This window comes from Stenotrophomonas sp. 05N423, assembly GCF_056397145.1.
Genome location: NZ_JBFTMV010000004.1, coordinates 26,346 through 43,083, shown reverse-complemented (window position 1 = coordinate 43,083; position 16,738 = coordinate 26,346). Strand labels below are relative to the sequence as shown.

At 68.2% G+C, this 16,738-nt stretch carries 14 protein-coding genes and 1 riboswitch; of the genes, 13 read left to right on the top strand and 1 reads right to left on the bottom strand.

Annotation, left to right across the window (positions count from 1 at the left end; all coding sequences use genetic code 11):
• Window positions 1–66: 66 nt before the first annotated feature.
• Window positions 67–168, bottom strand: a riboswitch (TPP riboswitch).
• A gap of 377 nt (window positions 169–545) precedes the next feature.
• The gene (locus AC1DGW_RS08490; protein WP_478021601.1) at window positions 546–2,123 is read left to right on the top strand and encodes a BCCT family transporter; all 1,578 of its coding nucleotides are present in this window, start codon (window positions 546–548) and stop codon (window positions 2,121–2,123) included.
• A 42-nt stretch (window positions 2,124–2,165) separates the two neighbouring features.
• On the opposite strand, the gene ggt is transcribed toward AC1DGW_RS08490, so the two are convergent.
• Window positions 2,166–3,869: a gamma-glutamyltransferase gene (gene ggt / locus AC1DGW_RS08485; RefSeq protein WP_478021599.1), complete on the bottom strand. Its 1,704-nt coding sequence runs from the start codon at window positions 3,867–3,869 to the stop codon at window positions 2,166–2,168.
• Window positions 3,870–4,145: 276 nt separating this feature from the next.
• Here ggt and AC1DGW_RS08480 point away from each other — a divergent pair, with 276 nt between their 5' ends.
• The 12 genes from AC1DGW_RS08480 to AC1DGW_RS08425 are packed head-to-tail and all read left to right on the top strand — an operon-like array spanning window position 4,146 to window position 16,698.
• The gene (locus AC1DGW_RS08480; RefSeq protein WP_478021596.1) at window positions 4,146–4,964 is read left to right on the top strand and encodes a prepilin-type N-terminal cleavage/methylation domain-containing protein; all 819 of its coding nucleotides are present in this window, start codon (window positions 4,146–4,148) and stop codon (window positions 4,962–4,964) included.
• Between the two features lie 4 nt (window positions 4,965–4,968).
• Entirely contained in the window at window positions 4,969–5,508 is a 540-nt protein-coding gene (locus AC1DGW_RS08475) for a hypothetical protein (protein ID WP_478021594.1), read from the top strand.
• Window positions 5,505–6,905, top strand: a complete 1,401-nt coding sequence (locus AC1DGW_RS08470; RefSeq protein WP_478021591.1) for a hypothetical protein — start codon at window positions 5,505–5,507, stop codon at window positions 6,903–6,905. The genes AC1DGW_RS08475 and AC1DGW_RS08470 overlap by 4 nt, the downstream gene beginning before the upstream one ends.
• Window positions 6,902–7,420: a hypothetical protein gene (locus AC1DGW_RS08465; RefSeq protein WP_478021587.1), complete on the top strand. Its 519-nt coding sequence runs from the start codon at window positions 6,902–6,904 to the stop codon at window positions 7,418–7,420. The genes AC1DGW_RS08470 and AC1DGW_RS08465 overlap by 4 nt, the downstream gene beginning before the upstream one ends.
• Complete coding sequence (locus AC1DGW_RS08460) at window positions 7,417–8,016, top strand: hypothetical protein (RefSeq protein WP_478021583.1); 600 nt, start codon at window positions 7,417–7,419, stop codon at window positions 8,014–8,016. Before AC1DGW_RS08465 ends, AC1DGW_RS08460 begins: the two co-directional genes overlap by 4 nt.
• Before the next feature lies 1 nt (window position 8,017).
• Complete coding sequence (locus tag AC1DGW_RS08455) at window positions 8,018–8,806, top strand: hypothetical protein (protein WP_478021581.1); 789 nt, start codon at window positions 8,018–8,020, stop codon at window positions 8,804–8,806.
• Between the two features lie 54 nt (window positions 8,807–8,860).
• Complete coding sequence (gene mshL / locus AC1DGW_RS08450; RefSeq protein ID WP_478021579.1) at window positions 8,861–10,615, top strand: pilus (MSHA type) biogenesis protein MshL; 1,755 nt, start codon at window positions 8,861–8,863, stop codon at window positions 10,613–10,615.
• Window positions 10,612–11,556 carry a tetratricopeptide repeat protein gene (locus AC1DGW_RS08445; protein ID WP_478021577.1) on the top strand — a complete coding sequence of 315 codons (945 nt, stop codon included), beginning with the start codon at window positions 10,612–10,614 and terminating at the stop codon, window positions 11,554–11,556. The genes mshL and AC1DGW_RS08445 overlap by 4 nt, the downstream gene beginning before the upstream one ends.
• Window positions 11,553–12,992 carry an AAA family ATPase gene (locus tag AC1DGW_RS08440; protein ID WP_478021575.1) on the top strand — a complete coding sequence of 480 codons (1,440 nt, stop codon included), beginning with the start codon at window positions 11,553–11,555 and terminating at the stop codon, window positions 12,990–12,992. The genes AC1DGW_RS08445 and AC1DGW_RS08440 overlap by 4 nt, the downstream gene beginning before the upstream one ends.
• Entirely contained in the window at window positions 12,979–14,682 is a 1,704-nt protein-coding gene (locus AC1DGW_RS08435; RefSeq protein WP_478021573.1) for a GspE/PulE family protein, read from the top strand. Before AC1DGW_RS08440 ends, AC1DGW_RS08435 begins: the two co-directional genes overlap by 14 nt.
• Entirely contained in the window at window positions 14,679–15,935 is a 1,257-nt protein-coding gene (locus AC1DGW_RS08430; RefSeq protein WP_478021569.1) for a type II secretion system F family protein, read from the top strand. Before AC1DGW_RS08435 ends, AC1DGW_RS08430 begins: the two co-directional genes overlap by 4 nt.
• Window positions 15,936–15,945: 10 nt before the next feature.
• Window positions 15,946–16,698: a type II secretion system protein gene (locus tag AC1DGW_RS08425; protein WP_478021565.1), complete on the top strand. Its 753-nt coding sequence runs from the start codon at window positions 15,946–15,948 to the stop codon at window positions 16,696–16,698.
• Window positions 16,699–16,738 lie beyond the last annotated feature (40 nt).

Genomic DNA, 16,738 nt, shown 5'->3' with positions numbered 1-16,738 from the left:
GCCGGACGAAGCGAAGGCGCACTGCCGCAGGCGCATGGATGTACCTTGGGCAGGCATCCACGCACGATGGGGCATTGCGAAGCTTCCCTACGCCGGTATCAACCGGATCAGGTTCCAAGGGACTGTCTCAACCGCGGCGCCATGGCCGCGGTACCCCCGCTTCGGGCGGCATTAGAGCATGAAGCCGGGAACAATGGCACCGGCCTCCAACAGCGCGCGTACAGGAGCGCGCTTGGTGCAGGAACGCACTTCAGTGCGCGATGGAGCCGTCCCCTCTGGACCTTGGCACAGGTTGCGCGAGCTGTTGCGGAAAGGCCTTCATGCAAGCCCCATCGCGCACTGAAATGCGCTCCTGCGGCGCATTCCACGGTGGAAGCATGAAGCGGGTTCTAACGGAATCGTGACATCCCTTTCAGTAGGATGCGCCGCTGCCGCATTCATGCCGCCCTCGTGCCGCCACGCCGGCCTTCCATTTCCCGCCCCTTCGTGGCCGGTTCCGCTGCAAGCCCTGGCTCGCTCCATCCCCAGATCGGAGAAGCTCCTCCATGGTATTTCGTGTTTCCATCGCATTGGTCGCCGCACTGGTGCTGCTGGCCGGCATCGCGCCCGGCCCTTTCAACGACGTCGTGCAGGCCGCACTGGTCGAGGTCGTGCGCAGCGTCGGCTGGTTGTACCTGCTGATCGTGTTCCTGACGCTGACCTTCCTGCTGTACCTGGCCATCGGCCGCTTCGGCACCCTGCGCATCGGCGGCGAGGATGCCGAGCCGGATTTCTCGCGCGCCAGCTGGCTGGCGATGCTGTTCGCCACCGGCATGGGCATCGGCCTGGTGTTCTGGGGCGCGGCCGAGCCGATCTCGCACTTCAGCAAGCCGCCGGAGGGCCTGGCTCCGCAGAGCGTGGACGCGGCACGCGCGGCGATGCGCTACGCCTTCTTTCACTGGGGCCTGCACCCCTGGGCGATCTATGCGCTGATCGGCCTGGCGATGGCCTGGTTCCAGTACAACCGCAACGGCCGCGGCCTGATCAGCGACATGCTGCAGCCGCTGATCGGCCGCCATCACCGCGGCGCCATCGGGCATACGGTCAACATCGCCGCGGTGGTCGCCACCGCGATCGGCGTGGCGACCACGCTGGGCTTCGGCACCATCCAGATCGCCGCCGGCCTGCAGCGCGTGTTCGGCATCGCCGCGACGGTGCCGGTGCAGCTGACCATCATCGCCATCGCCTTCGTGCTGTACATGGCCTCGACCCTCAGCGGTGTGGAGCGCGGCATCAAGTGGCTGTCCAACTTCAACCTGCTGCTGGCGGCCGTGCTGCTGGCCGCACTGCTGGTGCTGGGCCCGACCGGCTTCATCTTCGATACCTTCACCACCACGCTCGGCGCCTACCTCAACCAGCTGGTGACGATGAGCCTGCGCATGTCGCCGTTCTCCGGCAGCACCTGGGTGGCGGACTGGACGATCTTCTACTGGGCCTGGTGGATCGCCTGGGCGCCGTTCGTCGGTGCATTCATCGCGCGCGTGTCGCGCGGCCGCAGCGTGCGCGAATTCGTCGTCGGCGTGGTGCTGGCGCCGACCCTGCTCGGCTTCCTGTGGTTCTCGGTGTTCGGCGGTACCGCGCTGTGGGCGCAGATCACCGGTCACGCGGACCTGCTGCAGGCACTGTCCAACGGTTACGAGACGGTGCTGTTCGCCCTGTTCGACAGCCTGCCCGGCCCGCTGCTGCTGTCCATCGTCGCGCTGGTGCTGCTGGTGATCTTCTTCGTCACCTCGGCCGATTCGGCGGTGCTGGTGCTGGCGAGCATGTCCACCGACGAGGCCGGCGATCCCCCGCTGTCGCGCAAGGCGGTATGGGGCGTGGCGGTGGCGCTGATCGCCGCGGTCCTGCTGCTGGCCGGCGGGCTGGACGCGCTGCAGGGCATGATCACCATCGCAGCGCTGCCGTTCGCGCTGCTGATGGTGCTGGTGATGGTCAGCCTGTACCGCGTGCTGGACGCCGAACACAACCGCCAGCGGCGCCTGGCGCAGCGCGCGCGGCACATGATCGAGGCGTGGATTGAGCGCGAGAAGGCCGCGCAGGAGGAAACCCGCATCGAAGCGGCGCGCGCGCAGGATCCTGGTTGACGGTAGGGAGCCTGGCGATGCCCGGCTCCTCCTGCATCAATATCAATAGCCGGCAGCCTGCCCGTCCTTGCGGCTTTCCGAAGCGCCGTAGTACACGCCGGTTGCCGCGTCGCGCATGATCGCCTGGTAACCGCCGTACGGGCCGTCGGCGAACACCACGCGATGGCCCTTGCGCATCAGCGCGCGGATGGTCTCGTAGGGGAAACCGGTCTCCAGGTTGACCTCGCCGCCGTCGCGCATCGCCTTGCCCTGCCCGGTCGGCTCGGTGGAACCGTCATGCTGGATGCGCGGCGCGTCGCCGGCTTCCTGCAGGTTCATGCCGAAATCCACCAGATTCATCACGATCTGCGCGTGCCCCTGCGGCTGCATCGCACCGCCCATCACGCCGAAGCTGGCGAACGGCTGGCCGTCCTTGGTGATGAAGGCCGGGATGATGGTCTGGAACGGGCGCTTGCCCGGCGCGTAGCCATTGGGATGGTTCTTCTGCAGCACGAACATCTCGCCGCGGTCCTGCAGGATGAAACCCAGCCCCGGCGGCGCCATGCCGCTGCCCATGCCGCGGTAGTTGGACTGGATCAGCGAGACCATCATGCCGTCGGCATCGGCCACGGTCATGTAGATGGTGTCGCCCTCCTCCAGCTGCTTCGGCGTGCCCGGCTGCGCCTCCTTCAACGCCTTGTCCATCGAGATCAGCGCGCGCCGCTGCGCCGCGTAGTCCTTGGACACGAGCCGCTGCACCGGCGCCGGTGAGAACGCCGGATCGGCGTAGAAGCGCGCGCGATCGGCGAAGGCCAGCTTCTTGGCCTCGACGAACAGGTGCACGTGTTCGGGCGAGCCGAACGGGATCTTCGAGAAATCGTAGCCTTCCAGGATGTTGAGGATCTGCAGCGCGGCGATGCCCTGGCTGTTCGGCGGCAGCTCCCACACATCGTAGCCACGGTAATTGCTGCTCACCGGCTCGACCCATTCGCCGTGGTGGCCGGCCATGTCCTCGTAGCCCAGGAAGCCGCCGTTGGCCTTGAAGTAGGTGTCGATGGCGCGGGCGATGTCGCCCTTGTAGAACGCGTCGCGGCCGCCATCGGCGATCTTCTGCAGTGTGTCGGCCAGGTTCGGGTTGCGCCACAGCTCGCCCTTGCGCGGCGCGTGGCCGTCGATCGTGAACTGCTCCCTGAAGCCGGGGTACTGCGACAGGCGCGGCACCGAGCGGTCCCAGTAGTACGCGATCACCTCGGCCACCGGATGGCCCTCGCGCGCATAGCGGATCGCCGGCGCCAGGTTGTCCGCCATCGGCCTGCGTCCAAAGCGCTCGTGCAGGGCGAACCAGCCATCGACCGCGCCGGGCACGGATACCGGCAACGGCCCGGTGGCGGGGATGTCCTTCAGCCCGCGGCGCTGGAACTCGGCCAGGGTGAGCGACTTCGGCGAGCGGCCGGAACCGTTGTAGCCGTAGAGCTTGCGCGTCTTCGGGTCCCACACGATGGCGAACAGATCGCCGCCGACGCCATTGCCGGTCGGCTCCATCAGGCCGAGCGCGGCGTTGGCGGCGATCGCCGCATCCACCGCCGAGCCGCCGGACTTCATCACGTCCAGCGCGATCTGCGTGGCCAGCGGCTGCGACGTCGCCGCCATCGCATGCGGCGCGATCACCTCCGAGCGGGTGGCGAAACCGGGGCCGGTGATGCGGTCGGCGGCATGCAGGGCGGGAATGGCGAGGCAGGACAGGAGCAGCAGCGGGAGACGTTTCATCGGCGCAACCGGGAGCAGAGGCGGACCCGGAAGATAACCGGCCCACCGGTATCTGCACACCCGGCACGCCATACGCAGCCGTGTCCATGGGCCGGCATCCGGATACCGGGGCTTGCCGCACAAGGCCCGTCCGTGCCCGAAAGACGGGATCCGGGTGCTCTTACGTTCCTCTTACGTCCGTGCACTATCAAGTTGCCCCGAAACAACACACGCCCGCCGGAACCTCCATTTCGGGTGGGCCGCGCAGGTTTCCATCAAAGGGGCAATCCAATGCAAATGTCTTCCAAGCGCCGCCAGGGCGGCTTCACCCTTGTCGAAATGGCCGTGGTGCTGGTCATCATCGGCGTGATCATCGGCGCGGTGATGATCGGCCGCGACGTGCAGCGCAACGCCGAATACACCCGCATCAAGCAGAAGTTCGTCGACCAGTGGGTGGTCACCTACAACAGCTACCACCAGCGTTACGGCGCGCCGATCGGCGACAACCAGTCCGCACCGCAGCTGATGGTCAATGGCACCCACTTCACTGGCTTCTCCGGCGGCGACATGAGCCAGAACGCCACGGAGCCGTCATTGATCTGTTCCGGCACCGATGCGCTGCCGACCAGCAACGGCTTGACCCGCACCCGCGAAGGCGACACCGGCTTCGACCTGCGCGACCTGGTCCGCAAGGCCGGCATCACCCTGCCACCGGGCCGCGGCGAGGGCAAGGAAGACCGCTACGCCTACCTCGACACCAACGGCAACCCGCAGGAAATCCGCGTGTGCTTCGGCTGGAACAGGCCCGGCACGCTGTGGGGCTCGGGCAACTCGATGATCATCACCGGCCTGACCCCGGATCTGGCCCGCGCACTGGACCAGATGATCGACGGCAAGCCGGACGCCAGCAACGGTGCCTTCCGGCAGGTCGGCATCCAGTCCCGCACCGCCACCGCTTCCGGCGGCGCGACCACGGCCAACGCCATCGGTGCCGAATGGGGCGGCAACAACACCGGCTCGATGTCTTCGGCCGTCAACGATGGCAAGACCTTCGGCGCCGGCACCGACGACGACCAGGTGATGACTGTCGTCGCCAGCTACAAGATGAACCAGTAAGCCGATGCGCCCGCCCTCCCTGCTCGTCCGCCTGCGCCACTCGCGCCGCACCTCGCTGCTGCTTTTCTCCGCCACCCTGGCCTCGCTGGTGGTGGCGGCAGTGTGGTTCATCAAGGAACGCTCGGCCTTGGCCGACGCCTACCAGCGGCTGGGCGACCGCAACCAGTTGTTGTCCGAAGCGAAGGTGCGCGAGCAGGAGACACGACTGCGCGTGGAGCACGCGAACTCCGCGCGCCAGCTGCTCGACACCGCCCGTGCCAATGGACTGGTGCCCGAAGCATGGGGCGAACGCCTGATCAATCTGCGCCAGAGCCAGATGAGCCGCGAGGAGGCACTGCCGCTGCTGGCCACCGTGCAGCGTTCGTCCGACCACCTGTTCGGCGCCGAGTCCTTCGAGATCTCCGTCTCGCATCCTGACGAGGGACTGTTCGATCCCCCTGGCAGTCTCGACCGCCGGCCTGCGCCGCTGTCACTGACCCTGCGCGGCAGCCTGCTGTTCCAGACCGCCAGCGACACCGGCAACCACGGGAATCTCCTGCCATGAGCCTGCTCCACGTCATCCAGCAACAGGGCCAATGGCTGCTGTTCGACGGCGCCACCGTCGCACGCAGCGATGGCCGTCCACGCCTGTCGGGTGCGGCGGTGGTGGTGAGCGATTTCGAGAATGCAGTCAGCAACGTCATTTCGCTGGAAGGTAGTCCTGCGCATGCGGTGGCCCTGATCGAACGGCGACTGCGTTCGGACGGCATGATCGATGGCGAAAGCAAGATCCTGATCCACAAGACACGCAGCATCGGCGCCGGCTACCAGACCCTGTTCACCGCGGTTCCATTGGATCTGTGGCAACAGACCTATGCCTGGGCGGAGGCGCAGCCGGACCATTGCCTGCTGATCCCTTTCACCTCCCTGCTGTTCAAGTCGCTCCGTCCGGGCCTGGGGCTGGTGCTGCAGTCCGGCCGCCAGGTCAGCGTGCTGGCCGTGCTCAAGCACGACATGGTCTACCGCACCGCACTGGCCTACAGCGAAGATCCTTCCGATCTGGCAATGACCGTCGGGGCGCTCGCCGAGCAGTTCGCCGAGGACCTCGGCAATGGCGAGGACAGCCTCGAGCCGCTGTCCCTGCAATGGTGCCCGGTACTGGTGCCGCGCCCGGCCGAGGACCAACCTTGGGTCGACGATGCCCTGCGCGAAGTCTTTTCCGCGCGCAGCGGCCTGAAGGTCGACAGCGTGCCGCTGCGCGTGGTGCGCGATGCGGATGGCAACGAGTACCGCAGCGGCATCGGCTGGATCCAGTCCCAGGCCGGCCCGGGCATCGCCGTCAACCCGGCGGCCAGCCGCCTGGCCTGGAGCGCCGAATCGCTGCTGCCCGTGGCCAGCGCCGCTTCGCTGGTATTCGCGCTCATCCTCGCCGCGCTCGGCGCCCGCTGGGCGTTGACCGGCAGCGAGGCCAATGCACGCGCCGACCAGCTGGGCACCGAGATCGACGCCATCGAGCAGCGGATCGCCGCGATGCAGGCGCAGGAAGCCATGCCGGAAGGGTTCGCCCCCGTGCAGGCCTTCATCGAGCGCGCCACGCGCCTGCAGGACGGTGCCGATCCGAGTGCCAGCCTGGCGCTGGTACGCGATGCCGCTGCCGGGCAGGTGCGCATCCTGCGCGTGAAGCTGGAAGAGCCACCCGTCGCCGTCGTCGCGCCCGGCATGCCTGCCCCGCCGGCCCCGCCCGCGAGCGACTACACCCTGCGCGTGGACGGCGTGGCCGATGCCTGGCGCGGCACGCCGGGAATGCAGGTACCGGCCTTCGTCGAGGGCCTGCGCCGGGCCGGGTTCGATCCGCAGCCTGTCGATCCGCAGGGCGGCGGCATGAATACCCGTTCGGCTGGCGGCTTCTTCTCCTACCTGCTCAAGCGCCCGCCGGCTCCGGCGGCTGAGGTCCGTCCATGAAGATCAAGTTCATCGCCGCCATCGCCATTGCGATCTGGCTGGCGGTCACCGGCTGGCTGGCGACAATGGTTGTGGTCAAGCCCGCCGTGCTGCAACTGGGCAACGACGCCGACGAAACCGCCGCCATGGTGGAGCTGCGCGCGGCCGTCGCGCACAACCAGCGGATGCAGGCGCAGGTCGAACGCCTGCGCCGCAGCGCATCTGTCGGCGACGGCCAGCCACTGCTGGCGCTGCCACTGGCCACCCCGCCCGCCAGCGAGGCCGGGCCGTCGTCCGCCCTTGCCGGCAATACGGAAACAGACGCCACACACAACGTATCGCTGGTGCTGATCACCGATGGTCGCCATAGCGCGGTCGTCGATGGCCAGCGCGTTCAGCGCGGTTCGCGCCTGGCCGGTGGCGCGCGCGTGGTCGCCATCGGTCCGGACTGGGTACGCATCAGCAACGCGGCGGGCGAACAGACCACCCTGCCGGTGCCATCGCCCTTCAAGACCGATGCCGGGGCACGCCGATGAATCCCGCTTACAGGAAACCCCTGCTCTGGGGCGCTGGCCTGATCGCCGGCGGCGCGCTGGCAATGCTGGCCGTACGCCAGTTCGGCAAGGATGCCGCTCCCCCGGCTCCCGCACCGATCGCGGCCACTGCCGCCACGGCCGGCACCGCTACCGGCGCGCAGCCTTCGAGCGAAGACACCCCGCCGTGGATGCAGGCCGAGTCCATCGCTGGCGGTACCGCCATGCAACGCGCCGCGGCCGCCGCCGCGCCTCCCGCATCGGTGGCGGACATCGGCCGCTCGTTGAGCGACATCCGCCAGAAGTCCGACCACAACGTGCGCATGGCCGACGACCTGCTGGCCCAGCTCGACCAGCTCGAGAAATCCGGCAAGACGCCACCGGATGTGCGCCTGGACGCGCTGCGCAACAACCTGCTGATCGCCAAGCGCGCGCAATCGCTCGCCGTGGAACTGGCCGAGTCCACGCAGAAGCCGGACAGTCCCACGCAGCGCCAGCGCAATGCCGACATCCTGGCCGAACTGCAGCAGCTGCAGGGCCAGCTGCGCTACGACGTGGCCCCCGCCGGCCTGCCCGCCGCCCCGGGCCGGATGCAGTGACATGCATCCACGCCACCGCCCCGCACGGCTTGGCCATGGGACGCGCACCGGCTTTTCGCTGGTGGAGCTGGCGGTGGTCGTGGGCGTGCTCGGGTTGCTGACCGTGACGGCACTGTCCTCCTTCGACAACCTTGGCCAGGCACGCCGCCACAACACTGCCCGTGCCCATGCCGAAACCGCGCGACAGGCGCTGTACGCGTTCGCACTACGCAACAAACGCCTGCCCTGCCCCGACCTGTCGAGCAACGGCGATACCGGCTTCGAAGGCAGCAACGGCAGCTGCACCGCCAACGCCAATGTCGGCTGGCTTCCCTACGCCAGCCTCGGGCTGGATGTGCCGGTACGCGGTGAGCGCCTGCGCTATGGCGTCCATCGCGGGGCGAGCACCACCGACCTGGTCGCTCCCACGCGCGAATCAGCCGACCAGCCGGACCTGGAATACATCGGCGGCTTCGGTTCGGCGCTGTCGCGCATGGTCGCCAGCACCACTACCGCACCACTCGCCAGCCAGCCGCATTACATCAGCGGCGGCACACCCACGCAGTGCGGCAGCGGTGGTGCCGGTACACGGATGGTCAACCCCGCCTTCGTGCTGGTAGCCCCGGTCAGTGCACGCGATGGCGGCACCGGCGATGCCGGCTTCGACGGCGCCAACAACCGCGCCTTCGCCCAGGGCAATGGCAAGTGCGTCACCCCTCCCGACTATCCAGGCGATGAGTACTACGACGATCTCGTCGTCGCCGAAAGCGCCACCGTCCTGCTCGGTTGGCTGATGGCCACCACGCGCTGACCGCCGATGCCCTTCCTTCTGCATTCCACCGCATCCTTCCAAGGTACAGAACCGATGAATCCCAACGCCCGCACCGCCCGCGTCCCACACCGCCCCACGGTCAGAACGCTCGTCAGCGCGATCGGCGCGTTGGCGCTGACCGCGTGCAGCAACATGCCGCCGCGCAGCGTCCAGGAACTGCCGCCGACCGAGTACAAGGCGCTGGAACGCAGCGGCACGGCCATCGTCGAGGAGTCGAAGAAGCTCGCCAGCCAGCAGGACCGCATGCGCGAACAGGTCGAACAGCGCCTGCAGCAGCGGGCCGAATCGACCGCACCGGTCGCACCGGCCTACGACCCGCTGGAAAACACCGTGGTCAGCATCAGCATGTTCAACGCCGACGTCGGCCAGCTGCTGTGGGCATTGGCCGACGAGCTGAAGATGAACCTGATCGTCGACCCGCAGGTGCTGGAACAGCGCCAGCGCACCAGCCTGCATCTGCGCAACGTCAGCGCGCGCGAGGTCTACAACCACATCCTCGAAGCCTTTGACCTGCACGGCGAGATCCGCGGCGGTACCCTGGTGGTCGGGCAGATGCGCGAACGCATCTTCAACGTGGACCTGCTCAATTCCAGCACGTCCTTCGACCTTTCCACCGGCGGCGACGTGTTCGGTGCCGGCATCCAGAGCGCCGGCGGCGGCGGCCAGTCGCTGCGCGGCACCCTGACCATGACCGGCAGCGTCGGCAAGGACAACGATCCGTACAAGCAGCTGGACGCCGCACTCAAGGTGATCCTGGGCAGCGACGAACAGGCCGCCACCGCGCGCGGCCCGGACGATCCGCCGCCGCCGGAGAAGGGCCGCTACAGCCTGGATCCCAGCTCCGGCACGCTGTTCGTCCGCGCCCGCCCCTCGCAGATCCGTGCAGTGGAGGAGCTGGTCGGCCACACCACCAGCAAGATGCGCCGTCAGGTGCTGGTCGAAGCGCAGATCCTGGACGTGTCGCTCAACGACAACTTCCAGTACGGCGTGGACTGGAACCTGCTGCGCAACCGCGTGGCCGGCATCTATGGCGACAGCCCGGCCACCATCGCCCCGCTGCCCGGCACGCCGGCCAATCCCGACCTGGGCATTCCCGAGAACCCCAATCTTCTGCCTTACCAGCGCTACGGCCGCTATGGCGACCAGGCCCGCAACATCATCTTCCCCAACCAGACGCTCGGCTCGGTGGCCGGACGCGGGCTGGGCATCAGCTACCTCACGGACACGTTCTCCGCCGCGCTCAACGCGCTGCGCACCTTCGGCAACGTCAAGGTACTGTCCAATCCCAGCGTGCGTGTGCGCAACGGCAGCCCTGCCTACCTGAGCGTGGGCTCGAACATCCGCTACGTCACCAAGTCCACCAGCAACTTCTCCAACACCGGCGGCGGCAGCGCCTACAACCAGTCCACCGACATCCAGACCGACTCGCTGTTCTCCGGAGTGGTGATCGGCGTGGCGCCGATCGTGCACGACAACGGCGGCGTCGAACTGCTGGTGCACCCGATGCAGACCGAAGTGGTGCCCGGCAGCCTGGAACTGCAGAAGTTCCCCAACGGCAACGCCGTCACCCTGCCGGTGGTCAACGTCAAGGGCATCACCACCACGCTCAACCTGCACGATGGCGACACCGTGCTGCTGGGCGGCCTGATCGACCAGAAGGCCAACCTCAACGACAGCGGCATCCCCGGCCTGTCCGATGTGCCGGCCTTCGGCAAGCTGTTCGGCTCACGCGCCAAGCAGCAGAGCACGCGCGAACTGGTGCTGGTGCTGCGGGTGAAGGTGATATGAGCCTGATCCACGACGCGCTGCGGGAACAGGACGGGGCGGCCCTGCCGCCCCGTCCCGCGCCGCGCGCGTCCTGGTGGGCGCGACAGCCCGCGTCCGCGCGCGGCCCCCTGCTGTTCACCGCGGCCGGCCTCGCCGGCTTCCTGCTGGCTGGCGCCCTGCTGCTGACCTTCGGCAAGCGCGGGGAAGCCGGACCATCGGCGCATGCCGGCCGCCCTGATGTCGCCAGCCCGGCGGTACCGACGGTCGCCACCATCGCCGCGGAACCTGCGGTCGCCGCAGCTCCGTCCGCCTCCCCGGCCGTGGTCCGCACACCGGAACCTGGCCTCCCGTACGCGGAAGCAACCATGGCCCCGCAGGCGCCGGAAGGCCTGGCCCCGACGGCCATCGCCGGGCAGGCGGAACATCCGCAGCCCAACGCAGGACGAAACGCGGAGCCGGCGCCCGCCGCACCGACACCCTCCCCCGCCGCTCTCTCGCCGACGCCCGCGACCGCCACCAGCGACGCCGCTGCGCCTGCGATCCGTATCAAGGTCGAACGCCGTTCCGGCACCGCGCCTGCCGATACCGGCATGGAAAACCGTGGAGTGGAACAGGCCGTAGCCGACGTCGAGAGCGCGATGACCGGCGGTGACCTGGGCACCGCCCGGCAGGCGCTGGCGCGACTGGACGCCCTGCTGCCGCCCGAAAGCCTGACCCTGCTGCGCATGCAGGCGTGGATCGCGCACGCCGGCAATGACACCGCGCGGGCCGAGACGCTGTACCGCCGGATCGCCGAGCGCGTTCCCGAAGACGTGAACGCCGGCGTCAACATCGCACTGCTGGATGCCCGCCGTGGCGATGCCGATGCTGCCCGCCAGCGGCTCACGCGGCTGTCCGGCCGCTACCCTCGCTCGCCGCAGGTTGCGCGCGCGCTGGCCGAGCTGGACAGCACCGCGCCATGAACCCCGCCCTCGCCCGCCACCTGCAGACGTTGGGGCTGGAACGCGCACCGTTCCCGCCCACGCCCGATGCGGCGGCGTGGTTCCAGACCGCACGGCTGGAAGCCGAACGGGTCGAGGCCGCGCACTGCCTGCGCACCCGTGCCGGCTTCGTGCTGTTGACCGGCGAGATCGGCACCGGCAAGAGCACCTTCCTGCGCCGGCTGCTGTTCTCCCTCGATGGCGAAGGCGTGGTCACCTCGATGGTGTTCAACACCTTCCTGCAGGGCCCGGACCTGCTGGCGGCAGTGCTGCGCGATTTCGGCCTGGACGCTCGCGGCACGCCGGCGGCCGACATCGAAACCCTCAACCGCTTCCTCGTCCAGCAATGGCGCGCCCAGGTCACCTGCGTGCTGATGATCGACGACGCGCAGAACCTGACCCTGGAAAGTCTGGAACTGCTGCGCCTGCTCACCAACCTGGAAACCGGGCAGGAAAAGCTGCTGCAGATCGTCCTGGCGGGCCAGCCGGAACTGCGCGACAACCTGGAACAACCCGGCATCCGCCAGTTGACCAGCCGCATCTGCAAGCACGTGCAGCTCGACGTCCTGGCCGCCGACGAGGTGCAGCGCTACGTGCACTATCGGCTAGACGCGGCCGGCAATCCCAGCCCCGGCATCCGCCTGCGCGCAGACGCCGCGCAGGCTTTGCACCGCGCCAGCGGCGGCAACCCACGCCGCATCCACCAGATCATGGACCGTTGCCTGTACGGCCTGTATCCATTGCCGGCGCAAGCGCGGGTGATCGATCCGGCGCTGGTCCATACCGCCGCTGCCGAAGCCGGCGCCCGTCCGTTGCCGCGCCGTTCCCGGCGCGCGCGACTGCCGCTGGCGGCCGCGGCCTCGCTGACCGGTGCGCTGATCGCGACCCTGTTGACCTTTACCTTGCGCGGAGCCGATTCGCGGGCCGACGACACACTACCCCCCCGCCACGTCGCCCTCGCCCCGGCCGTCATCGCCGCCAGCCATGACGACGCGGACTGGAACACCTGTCTGCGCGGCCTCGGCCAGGCCGACGTGCAGGTACAGGCGGTCACCGACACCTGGCTGGCGCGGCTGCCCACACGCGACGGCCTGTGCCTGCGGCGCCTTGCCGATGGCTGGCAGGCAGGTTGGCGCACCCGGTTGCGCGCGGAGGACTTCCTTGCCGCGCAGGACCAGCGTGCGCGACTGCAGGCGGTGCAAGCCCTGCTGCATGCCGACGGCCTATATGACGGCGCGCTCGACGGTCTGTACGGCCCACGGATGCGCACCGCCATCGCGCTCTTCCAGCAACGCAACGGCCTGCCGTCCAGCGGCGCGCCCGACCCGGCGACGCTGTTCCTGTTCGACATCCTGCTGGCGGCACGCACCGCCGCCTCGCCCACCTCCCCGGAAACGCAGCACCATGGCAACGGTTGATCCCATCCCCGCCCGCCCCACGACCTCCGCCGTACAGAAGGACGGCCCGCGCCTGGGCGAACGCCTGCTCGAACGCGGCCTGATCGACGCGACCCAGCTGCAGTACGCCCTGCAGAAAAATGAAGTCGAGAAGCAGCGCCTCGGGCGCGTGCTGATCCGCCACGGCCTGGCCAACGAATCGGACATCGTGCGCGTACTGGCCGAGATGAACGGCATCGAGTACGTGCAGGTGGATACGCTGCCGCATGCCGAGCCGCAGGTGCTGGCGATGTTCAACCGCGAACTGTGCCAGTTGCGCCAGTTCTTGCCGCTGCGGCGCGCCGGCGACGCGCTGGAAGTCCTGCTCGGCGACGCCGACACCCAGGCGGTGGCGCAGTTGGTGCTGCAGCGCTGCGGCCTGCGCTGCAGCTTCCTGCAGGGCGAATACGGCAAGGTCGCGCGGCTGATCCGCCACACCTACTACTTCGCGCAGAATCCGGTGGAGAGCCTGCTCGAGCGCGAGATCAAGCGGCTGTCGGTGGACAACGACCACGCCTACAGTCCTGAAAAACTGCTCGACTACCTGCTGCACTACGCGGTGCGCGAACGCACCACCGACATCCACCTGGCCCCTTCCGACGACAGCCTGCACGTGCTGTTCCGCGTCGATGGCGTACTGCGGCCGATGTTCGCCATGCCCACCACGCTCAACCGCCTGCTCGGCTACATCAAGCTGGCCGCGGAAATGGACATCTCCGAACAACGCCGCCCGCAGGACGGCAGTTTCCGCGCGACGGTGCTGGATTCGGCGGTGACCGTGCGCGTATCCACCATCATCACCGACGCCGGCGAGCGCACGGTCATGCGCCTGCTGCCCGAGCACAGCGATCTGGCCGGGCTGGAGGAGCTGGGCTTCTTCGCCGAGGATGTGGCTGTGCTCGAGCGCCTGTTCGCCCGTCCCGCCGGACTGGTGCTGATCACCGGCCCTACCGGTTCGGGCAAGAGCTCCTCGCTGCACGCGGCGCTGCGTATGCAGTCGCTGATCGAGCGCAACGTGCTCACCGTCGAGGATCCCATCGAATACCGCGTTCCCGGCGCCGGCCAGACCGAGGTCAACCGCCGCGCCGGCTACGAATTCGGCTCGGCGCTGCGCCATTTCCTGCGCCACGACCCCGACGTGATCCTGCTGGGCGAAATGCGCGACGCCGAGACCGCGCAGGCCGCGCTGGAAGCAGCGGCCACCGGCCACCTGGTGCTCTCGACCCTGCACGTCACCACCGTGTTCGGCGTGGTACCGCGCCTGCGCCCGCTGGGTCTGGAAGCACAGGTCATCGCCGACAACCTGCTGGCCGTGGTCAACCAGCGCCTGGTCCGGCAGAACTGCCCGTTCTGCGTCCATGAAGCTCCGTTCAACGAGCGCGAACTGGAATGGCTGGACCTGCCGGCTGGCAGCTGCGGCAAGCGTGGCGCCGGCTGCGAGCGCTGCCGTGGCAGCGGCTTCCGCGGGCGCCTGCCGGTATACGACATCATGGTCGTGGACGAGGCACTGGCCAACGGCATCGCCGACGACGTCAACCGCGAAACGCTGCGCAACCTGGCCATGAACGCCGGCTTCCGCGGCATCGAGGATGTCGCCAAGGCACGCGTCATTGCCGGCCAGACCACCAGCGAGGAAGTGATGCGCGTGGCCGGCGTGGGGCCGGCGCCATGAACGTCTACTACTACCGCCTGCTGCTCTCCAGCGGCCGCGTGCGCAGCGGCGTCACCCAGTTGTCGGTCGAGCACGACTCATCCGCAAGGATGTGGCTGGAAAAGAATTTCGATGCCGTGGTGCTGACCCTGTACCGCTTCCCAGGCTGGCTGGCCGAGGCTCAGCGCTCGGTCTTCCAGCTGGTGAAGCCCAGCATCCGCCCGGTCGAACTGGCCGGCATGCTGCGCGACCTCGGCGTGATGACGTCCAGCGGCATTCCGATCATGGAAGCCCTGCGCGCGGTAGCCAACGAAGTTGGCGGCGGGCATACCTCCAACCCGGCCAAGCTGGCGCGGCGGCTGCTCGACGAACTCGATGCCGGCGCCACCTTCAGCGAGGCATTTTCGCGCTACCCGGACGCCTTCCCGGAAACGGTGCGCAACCTGGTGATGATCGGCGACGAAACCGGCACCATGGACAAGATGCTGATGGAGGCCGCCGACCACATCGAGCGCATCGCCAAGATGACCGCCGACACGCGCCAGGCGCTGATCTATCCGGCCTTCGTGTTCGCGGCGATCTTCGCCGCCGGTGGCTTCTGGATCTACTACGTCATCCCCAACCTGGCCGACCTGTTCAAGCAGATGAACGCCAAGCTGCCGCCGCTGACCATCGCGGTGATGAAGGGTTCGGAATGGCTGATCGGCCATATCGGCTTCATCATCACCGCGATGCTGGTGTCGGTCTTCGTACTGTGGGTGGCCTGGCGCTACAGCCGCGGCTTCCGCCGCGCCGCGCACTACACCCTGCACAAGCTGCCCATCGCCAGGACCATCATGTTCTCCTCGGGCCTGGCCTTCTTCACCGAGTACATGTCGCTGCTGATCCGCGCCGGCGTGGACATGGTCAGCAGCCTGCAGGTGATGGAGCGGGCCATGCGCGACGAGTACTACCGCGACCGCATCATCGCCATCCGCCAGGTGCTCGAGCGCGGCGACCGCGTGTCGGCGGCGATGCGGCAGGTGGGCGGCTTCCCCTCGATGATGGTGCGCATGATCGGCGTGGGCGAGGAGACCGGCACGCTCGACTCGCAGTTCGCGCGCCTGTCGGCCGAGTACAGCCTGCGCCTGCAGCGGCTGATCACCAACCTTTCCGAAGTCATCAAACCGGTGGTCGTACTGCTGGCTGGCGGCATGTTCGTGTTCCTGATCGTCGCCCTGCTGCTTCCCGTTTACGACCTGGTCAAGCAGGCCATCGCTTCCCCGCAGTTCTGAGGATCCCGCAATGCACCGTCCTTCCCGTCCCCTTCCGTCGGCAGCCGGCTTCACCCTGATGGAGATGTCGGTGGTGCTGGTGATCATCGCGCTGATCATCGGCGCAGTCAGCGTCGGCCGCGACGTTTACCGCAGCGCGGAGGCCGAACGCATCGGCAGCGAGTTCGTGCAGGGCTGGCTGGTCGCTTATGACCGCTACGTGCAGCAGAGCGGCGTGGTGCCGGGCGACAACCCGGCAAATCCCAGCGGACGCATCAACGGCGAGCTGGACCGCAATGGCCGCGAACTGTGCGACGCCCCGGGCAATTTCGCCCTGCGCAAGGCCATGCTCGAACGCGGGGTCGCCCTGCCGCAGGGGCGCGCCGAAGGCATGGAGTCGTTCTATGTCTACCGCGACAGCCAGGGCAATCCGCAGCAGCTGCAGGTGTGCTTCAACACTGTCATCGACTGGGCCGAACCCAAGGCCAACGGCGGCTACCAGCCGCGCGTGCGCAACGTGATGGCACTCAAGGGCCTGACCCCGGAGCTGGCCAATCAACTCGATGCGCGCATCGACGGCCGCATCGATGCCTGCTTCGGTCGCCTGCGCGAACAATCGCCGACGCCGAAGTACAGCGGTGGCAGCAGCCTGTGTACTGTCGTCATCGGCGGCGGCAGTCAACCGCAACCGCGCCCATGGAGCGAAGACGATACCCAGACCCGCGATGGCCGCCAGGACGGCCAGGTCAAGGTGATGACGGGCTATCTGCGGATGAACCAGTGATTCCCCCGCTCCTTAGCTCCTCACGGCCCTCAGGACGCAC

What these genes read in the sequence shown, in the direction of transcription:
- AC1DGW_RS08490 (WP_478021601.1), top strand. Translation starts at nt 546, where the DNA reads ATGGTATTTCGTGTTTCCATCGCATTGGTCGCCGCACTGGTGCTGCTG.
- ggt (WP_478021599.1), bottom strand. Translation starts at nt 3,869, where the DNA reads ATGAAACGTCTCCCGCTGCTGCTCCTGTCCTGCCTCGCCATTCCCGCC.
- AC1DGW_RS08480 (WP_478021596.1), top strand. Translation starts at nt 4,146, where the DNA reads ATGTCTTCCAAGCGCCGCCAGGGCGGCTTCACCCTTGTCGAAATGGCC.
- AC1DGW_RS08475 (WP_478021594.1), top strand. Translation starts at nt 4,969, where the DNA reads ATGCGCCCGCCCTCCCTGCTCGTCCGCCTGCGCCACTCGCGCCGCACC.
- AC1DGW_RS08470 (WP_478021591.1), top strand. Translation starts at nt 5,505, where the DNA reads ATGAGCCTGCTCCACGTCATCCAGCAACAGGGCCAATGGCTGCTGTTC.
- AC1DGW_RS08465 (WP_478021587.1), top strand. Translation starts at nt 6,902, where the DNA reads ATGAAGATCAAGTTCATCGCCGCCATCGCCATTGCGATCTGGCTGGCG.
- AC1DGW_RS08460 (WP_478021583.1), top strand. Translation starts at nt 7,417, where the DNA reads ATGAATCCCGCTTACAGGAAACCCCTGCTCTGGGGCGCTGGCCTGATC.
- AC1DGW_RS08455 (WP_478021581.1), top strand. Translation starts at nt 8,018, where the DNA reads ATGCATCCACGCCACCGCCCCGCACGGCTTGGCCATGGGACGCGCACC.
- mshL (WP_478021579.1), top strand. Translation starts at nt 8,861, where the DNA reads ATGAATCCCAACGCCCGCACCGCCCGCGTCCCACACCGCCCCACGGTC.
- AC1DGW_RS08445 (WP_478021577.1), top strand. Translation starts at nt 10,612, where the DNA reads ATGAGCCTGATCCACGACGCGCTGCGGGAACAGGACGGGGCGGCCCTG.
- AC1DGW_RS08440 (WP_478021575.1), top strand. Translation starts at nt 11,553, where the DNA reads ATGAACCCCGCCCTCGCCCGCCACCTGCAGACGTTGGGGCTGGAACGC.
- AC1DGW_RS08435 (WP_478021573.1), top strand. Translation starts at nt 12,979, where the DNA reads ATGGCAACGGTTGATCCCATCCCCGCCCGCCCCACGACCTCCGCCGTA.
- AC1DGW_RS08430 (WP_478021569.1), top strand. Translation starts at nt 14,679, where the DNA reads ATGAACGTCTACTACTACCGCCTGCTGCTCTCCAGCGGCCGCGTGCGC.
- AC1DGW_RS08425 (WP_478021565.1), top strand. Translation starts at nt 15,946, where the DNA reads ATGCACCGTCCTTCCCGTCCCCTTCCGTCGGCAGCCGGCTTCACCCTG.